Below are 6983 nucleotides of genomic sequence, written 5' to 3' on the forward strand. Positions count from 1 at the left end.
GTCGTGTCCGCAGCACCGGTGGCGCCGCCGGTGCGCCGCCCGACGCCCGCCGCCAGCGGGCCGGCCGGCGCGGGCCTGTCGCCGCGCCCGGCCGGCATCGAGACCATGGACTGGTCCGCGTTGCAGGCCGCAGTGGCCGGCTGCGAAGCCTGCGGCCTGTGCCGTGGGCGCAAGAACACGGTGTTCGGGGTCGGTGATGTGCAGGCCGACTGGATGATCGTGGGCGAGGCCCCGGGCGAGCACGAGGACCTGCAGGGCGAACCCTTTGTGGGCCTGGCTGGCCAGTTGCTGGACAACATGCTGCGCGCCGTCGGCCGCAGCCGCACCGGCACGGGCGCACAGGGCGCCTACATCGCCAACGTGCTCAAGTGTCGCCCGCCCGCCAACCGCAACCCGCAGCCGGCCGAGGTGGCGCAGTGCGAGCCATACCTGACGCGCCAGGTCGCGCTGGTGAAGCCCAGGATCATCCTGGCGATGGGGCGGTTTGCGGTGCAGTCGCTGCTCAAGACCGACGAACCCATCGGCCGCCTGCGTGGGCGTGTGCACCGCTACGAAGGCGTGCCGGTCATCGTGACCTACCACCCGGCCTACCTGCTGCGCACCCCGGCCGACAAGGCCAAGGCCTGGGCCGACCTCTGTCTGGCGATGGAGACTGCGAACACCCCCCTGCGCTGAAAGGGGAACTCCCCCCTGCGCCGCTGACGCGGCTTCCCCCCTCTCTGGCGCGGCTGCGCCGCAGGGAGGGGGGACGACACCTGTGGCCCGGCGAAGCCGGTTCCACGGTGTCTCTGGAGCGAAGTCCCCTCGCGCTCAGCCTCACCTTTGCTCGGGTGCGGGCTTGGCGGAGGGCCACAAGACGGTGGCGATGGCGAGCATCACCAGCGCCACGGCCGCCCAGTCCTGCCAGTGCAGCACCTCGCCCAGCCACCAGGCGCCGCTGAACACGCCCAGCACGGGGATGAACATCACCGACAGCGTGGACGCGATGGGGGGCAGCTCGCGTGCCAGCATCAGCCACACCACCTGCGCGAAGGCGAACACGCCGATGGCGTTGTAGACGATGGCCGCCCACTGCGCCGGGTTGGGTGCGACCCAGTCACCGCGTTCGAACAGCACCGCCAGCAAGCTCATCCACAGCGTGGTGGCCAGCGTCATCCAGAAGCTCATGGCCAGGGTGGGCGCCGGGATGCGCGTGCGGCGCATCTGCTGCGTGCCGATGGCCCAGGTGGCGGCGGCCACCAGCATCATGGCCACGCCCAGCGGCCGGCCCGAGAGGGCAGTGATTTCGTGCCAGAGCAGCAGCACCACGCCCAGCGCGGCGGCGGCCACGCCGCCCCAGGCGCGCGCCGGCAGCCGTTGGCCAAACCAGAGCGCGCCCATCACCGCCGAGAACACCGGCATGGTGTAGCCCAGGATGGCCGCCCGTCCGCTGGAGAGCGACTGGATCGCCAGGATCGCCAGTGTGTGCCAGAAGAGCATGTTGAACACGGTGAGCACGGCCAGTTCACGCCAGTGCTCGCGACCAATCGCAAACGGCACGCGCCGCCACAACAGGAAGCCGCCGAGCAGCGGCAGGCCCAGCCACATGCACAGGGTCCGAAAGGTCAGCGGCGGAAAGCCGGTGACGCCGAACTTCATGACCGGCCAGTTCACGCCCCACACCACGGTGAGCAGCACGAGCAGGACCAGCTGTTGACGAGAGAGGTGTTGCATCCGGGCGATCTTAGGCGGGTGTGCGTGAGGGTGCTGTCGCCGTGGCGAGCGATCCGGCGCCGGGCCGCCCCAAGCCGGATCAGCCCCCCGGATCCGGGAAACACCGGGTCCCTCCCCGGTGCCGGGGCAGCGACCCGCGCAGCGGCGGAGCATGGGAGCCAGCATCCATAAAATGGATGCATGACTTTCCTCGATATGCTGGGCGCGGCAGAGCGCCAGAACCAGTCCCTGCTCTGCGTCGGCCTGGACCCCGATCCGGCCAAGTTCCCTGCCCACATGAAGGGCGATGCGTCAAAAATCTACGACTTCTGCGCATCCATCGTCGAGGCCACGGCCGACGCCGTGATCGCCTTCAAGCCGCAGATCGCCTACTTTGCGGCCCACCGCGCCGAAGACCAGCTGGAAAAGCTGATGCGGCACATGAAGGCGGTGGCGCCGCAGGTGCCGGTGATCCTGGACGCCAAGCGCGGCGACATCGGCAGCACCGCCGAGCAGTACGCCATCGAGGCCTTCGAGCGTTACGGTGCCGACGCGGTGACGCTATCGCCCTTCATGGGCTGGGACTCGGTGCAGCCCTATCTGAAGTACGAAGGCAAGGGTGCGTTCCTGCTCTGCCGCACCTCCAACCCCGGCGGTGACGATCTGCAGAACCAGCGGCTGGCCTCGGTCGACGGCCAGCCGCGCGTGTACGAGCACGTGGCCAGCCTCGCACAAGGCCCGTGGAACCTGAACGGCCAGCTCGGCCTGGTGGTGGGCGCCACCTACCCGGCCGAGATCGAGCGCGTGCGCGAACTGGCGCCGACACTGCCGCTGCTCATCCCTGGAGTGGGCGCGCAGGGCGGCGACGCGGTGGCCACCATCCGCGCGGGTTATCGCACCCAGGCCGGCGCCACCACCGGCCCGGTCATCGTCAACAGCTCGCGCGCCGTGCTGTATGCCTCCGGCGGCGCCGACTTCGCGGCCGCTGCGCGGGCCGAAGCGCTGCGCACGCGCGAGGTGCTGAACGCAGCACGCGCCTGAGGCGCCGCGCCAGCCGTCAGCGGACGAGCGGCGGCCACCGCGCGTCGGGCGGTGTGCGCCCGGTGTCCCCGTTGCGGCCGGCGCGACAGGTGCTCGTAACAGCGTGAAACCGTGCGCCGTGGTCGGCAGCGCGCTGCCTACACTGCCCCCGAAACACAGGAGGGGTCGTGATGATCGACGCAGAAGACACGGTTGAGACGGTGCCCACGGCGACCGCAGACGAGGGGCGTTCAGCTGGGGACGAGGCACCCGACGCAGGTGCCTGGGTGTCGGCCGCCGGGGTGGTCGCAGCGGGTGCCCTGCTCAGCGCCTGTGGCGGGGGGGGCACAGCGCCCGCGGTGGGACCGTCCGGCCCGGGTCTGTCTGGCGTCGATGTGGCGGCCTACACGCACACCGCGGCCACCAGCGATGCGGAGGCGGCGCGCTTCCTGCAGCACGCGCAGTTCTCGTCCACCGAGGCCGAGATCGCCGCCGTGCGGCGCGGCACCTATGCCAGCTGGCTGGCGGACCAGATCAACACCCCTATCGGCCAGACTGGCTGGGACTGGCTGGAGCAGCGCGGCTACGGGCGCAACGACAAGAACCAGTTCTTCTTCAACGACTACCCGGCCGACTACATGATCTGGCAACAGCTCATGTCGGCGCCCGACGCCATGCGCCAGCGCGTGGCGCTGGCGCTGTCGGAGTTTTTTGTCATCTCCATCAACGGCTCTGAATTCACCTGGCGCAGCCACGCGGTGGCGCACTGGTGGGACACGCTGGTGAGCCACGCTTTCGGCAACTTCCGTCAGTTGCTGGAGGCCGTGACCCTGCACCCCGCCATGGGCTGGTACCTCAACACCAAGGGCAACCAGAAGGCCGACGACAACGGACGCGTCCCTGACGAGAACTACGCGCGCGAGGTGATGCAGCTCTTCACCATCGGCCTGTACGAACTCCACCCCGACGGCACCGAGAAGCTGGACGGCAAAGGCGACCGCATCGAGACCTACGGCCAGTCCGACGTGACGAACCTGGCCCGCGTGTTCACCGGGTACGACTTTGATGTGCGGGCCGGAGAGCGTATCCGGCCCATCGGCGCGGACTATGACGTGGAGAGCCGGCATTTCGCGGCCCGGCCCATGGCGTTCGACCCTGACCTGCACTCACCCGAAGAGGTGCGGTTCCTGGGCGCCACCATTCCCGCGGGCACGCCCGGTCCGGTGGCCCTGAAGGCTGCCCTGGACACCCTGTTCAACCACCCCAACGTGGGGCCGTTTTTCGGCCGCCAGATGATCCAGCGCCTGGTCACCAGCCACCCCAGCCCGGCCTATGTGGCGCGGGTGGCGGCGGCGTTCAACAACAACGGGGCCGGCGTGCGCGGCGACCTGCGCGCGGTCTGGGCGGCCGTGCTGCTGGACGACGAGGCGCGCGGCCCCGCCGGGCTGACCGACCCGAATTTCGGCAAGGTGCGCGAACTCATGCTGCGGCTGGTGCACTGGGCGCGCAGTTTTGGCGCGACTTCGAAGGCCGGCTCCTGGAAGGTGGGCAACCTCAGCAGTTCCGAATGGTCGCTGGGGCAAAGCCCGCTGCGCGCGCCGTCGGTCTTCAACTACTACCGCCCGGGCTTCGTGCCGCCCGGCACGCCGCTGGCGGCCCGCGGCGTCACGGCGCCGGAGTTCCAGACCATCAACGAGACGACGGTGGGCAGCTACATCAACCACATGCAGTACGTGCTGCAGGAGGGCATCTACGTGAGCAGCCCGGATGCGCTGGAGGCCTACCCGGCCAACGGGTCGTGGGAGCCGGACATCGTGTCGGCCTACACCCGCCAGCTGCAGCTGGTGAACGACCCGCCCGCCCTGGTGGACCACCTGGCGCTGTTGCTGTGCGCCGGTCAGCTGTCGGCCGCCACGCGCCAGACCATCGTGACCGCGCTCCAGGCCGTCTGGATCGACCCGAAGGCGCCCGCCGAAGGGCGGCGCAACCGTGTCGGTGCCGCCATCTTCCTCATCATGGCCTCTGCCGAATACCTGATCCAGAAATGAGGGCCACCGCCATGCACCCCATCCTGCCCGGGCCGCTCTCGCGCCGTGCCTTCCTGCAACGCTCGGCCCAGCTGGCCTTCACCGGTGTGGCACTGCCCACGGCGCTCAACCTCGCCGCCATGGGCGAGGCGGCGGCCTTCAACGCCACCGACTACAAGGCCCTGGTCTGTGTGTTCCTGTTCGGTGGCAACGACTACGCCAACACCGTGGTGCCCTACGACAGCATGCGCTACGAGCAGTACCGCAGTGCTCGCGCCGACATCGCCCTGGACCATTCCCGCCTGCTGCCCCTGAACACCAGCAACCTGGCGGCGGGTCTGCGGTACGCATTGCACCCCCACATGGGCGGTCTGGCCGACCTGTTCAACGCCGGCCACGCGGCGGTGCAGCTCAACGTGGGCCCGCTGGTGGAGCCGCTGACCCGGGCCCAATACGAAGCCGAGCAGGGGCGCCAGCCGCCCAAGCTGTTCTCCCACAACGACCAGCAGTCGTACTGGCAGTCGTCGTCACCCGAAGGCGCCACCGCTGGATGGGGCGGGCGCACGGGTGATGCTGCCCGCGCACTGAACACCGGCAACCCGCTGTTCACCTGTGTTTCCGTCACCGGCAACACCGTGTTCCTCACCGGCAACGATGTGCTGGCTTACCAGGTCGGTTCCTGGGGTGCGGTGCGCATCAACGCGGTGGACCGCTGGGCGTTCGGCTCCGAAGCCGTCGGCCAGGCGCTGTCGCGCATCGTGCAGGAAGACCGCAGCCGCCAGCACGTGCTCGAAGGCATGTACAACAGCGTCACCCAGCGTGCGATCACCGCCGAAACGTCCATCACCGCCGCGCTCGAGGCCTACCCGGACGATCAGACCCACACGCAGTTCGCCACCATCCCCAACACCAACCTGGGCCGCCAGCTGCGCATGGTGGCGCGGCTGATCGCAGCCCGTGACCTGCTGGGCACCAAGCGCCAGGTGTTCTTCGTGTCCATGGGCGGCTTCGACACGCACGGTGGCCTGCTGCAGAACCATGGCGAGCTGATGCAGGAACTCAGCGATGCGCTGGCCGGTTTTTACCGGGTGACCGGCGACGCATCGGTGATGGGCGCAGGAGGCGTGGCCAACCAGGTCACAGCTTTCACCGCATCCGAGTTCGGCCGCACTCTCACCTCCAACGGCGACGGGTCCGATCACGGCTGGGGCGGCCACCACCTGGTGGTGGGCGGTGCGGTGAACGGTGGCCGGTTCTACGGCAAGCCACCACCTGTCAGCCTGGGCGACAGCGGCGGCCCAGAGGACCAGTGGCACGTGGGCCAGGGGCGTTTGCTGCCCAGCACCTCGGTGGACCAGTACGCCGGCACGCTGGCCAGATGGTTCGGCGTCAACGACACGGAGCTGGCGCGCATCCTGCCCAACCTGTCGAATTTCACCGAGGCCAACGGCTACCCGCCCGATCTGGGTTTCATGGCGACCTGACCCGCGGTAGCCCAGGCGACAGGCCCGGGCAGACAAGGCGGTGGCGGCTGCCTACCATGCGGCTGTCGACACGGGACCACCGTTCGCTGGTGGCCGGTCACTGCCTGGAGGCGATCCGCTCATGAAACTCTACGTCGCGCCGCGCGCGCCCAATCCCCGCCGCGTGCAGATGTTCCTGGCCGAAAAAGGCGTCGACCCTGCCGTCGCCGGTATCGAACGGGTCGATGTCGACCTCAACGCACAGGAACACAAAGGCGCCGCCTTCCGGGCCAAGAGCCCGCTGGCGCGCATCCCGGCGCTGGAACTGGACGATGGCCGCGTGCTGACCGAAACCCGCGCCATCTGCACCTACCTCGAAGGCCTGTATCCCGAGCCCAACCTGATGGGACACGACGCGACCGAGCGCGCCTTCATCGAGATGGCCGACCGGCGGGTGGAGTGGTACGTCCTGCTGCCCATCGCCAACTGCGTGCGCCACACCCACCCGGGCCTGGCGCCGCTGGAGCAACCGCAGTTCCCGGACTTTGGTCGATCACAGGGCGAGAAGCTGCGCGAGACCGCGGCCTGGCTCGACGGTGAACTGCAGCGCCAGCCCTGGATCGCCGGCGAGCGTTTCACCATCGCCGACATCACCGCCTTATGCGCGATCGAATTCGCCAAGCTGATGCGCTTCAACGCCGGCGCCGAGGGGTTTTCGGCGCTGCAGGCCTGGCGCGATCGTGTCGCTGAACGCCCCAGCGTAAAGGCCGCCTGATCAGTC

General features: G+C 69.2%; 6 protein-coding genes. 5 read left to right on the plus strand and 1 reads right to left on the minus strand.

Annotated features, from left to right (window positions below; genetic code table 11):
- A partial coding sequence (locus tag ACR2JA_RS11470; RefSeq protein WP_434009211.1) for a uracil-DNA glycosylase occupies window positions 1-675 on the plus strand: 675 nt, incomplete at its 5' end.
- Between the two features lie 141 nt (window positions 676-816).
- Here ACR2JA_RS11470 and ACR2JA_RS11475 read toward each other — a convergent pair.
- The gene (locus ACR2JA_RS11475) at window positions 817-1713 is read right to left on the minus strand and encodes a DMT family transporter (RefSeq protein WP_434009212.1); all 897 of its coding nucleotides are present in this window, start codon (window positions 1711-1713) and stop codon (window positions 817-819) included.
- Between the two features lie 180 nt (window positions 1714-1893).
- On the opposite strand from ACR2JA_RS11475, the gene pyrF reads away from it, so the two are divergent.
- From pyrF to ACR2JA_RS11495, 4 genes are all read left to right on the plus strand, one after another.
- Window positions 1894-2733 (plus strand): orotidine-5'-phosphate decarboxylase, encoded by an 840-nt coding sequence (pyrF, locus tag ACR2JA_RS11480; RefSeq protein WP_434009213.1) that lies wholly within the window; start codon window positions 1894-1896, stop codon window positions 2731-2733.
- A 170-nt stretch (window positions 2734-2903) separates the two neighbouring features.
- On the plus strand, window positions 2904-4760 hold the full coding sequence (locus tag ACR2JA_RS11485) for a DUF1800 domain-containing protein (RefSeq protein ID WP_434009214.1): 1857 nt from the start codon (window positions 2904-2906) through the stop codon (window positions 4758-4760).
- Window positions 4761-4771: 11 nt separating this feature from the next.
- Complete coding sequence (locus ACR2JA_RS11490) at window positions 4772-6223, plus strand: DUF1501 domain-containing protein (RefSeq protein ID WP_434009216.1); 1452 nt, start codon at window positions 4772-4774, stop codon at window positions 6221-6223.
- Window positions 6224-6344: 121 nt separating this feature from the next.
- Window positions 6345-6977 (plus strand): glutathione S-transferase family protein, encoded by a 633-nt coding sequence (locus ACR2JA_RS11495; protein WP_434009215.1) that lies wholly within the window; start codon window positions 6345-6347, stop codon window positions 6975-6977.
- Window positions 6978-6983: the final 6 nt, after the last annotated feature.

This window comes from Hydrogenophaga sp. (assembly GCF_051007235.1).
GTDB lineage: Bacteria > Pseudomonadota > Gammaproteobacteria > Burkholderiales > Burkholderiaceae_C > Hydrogenophaga.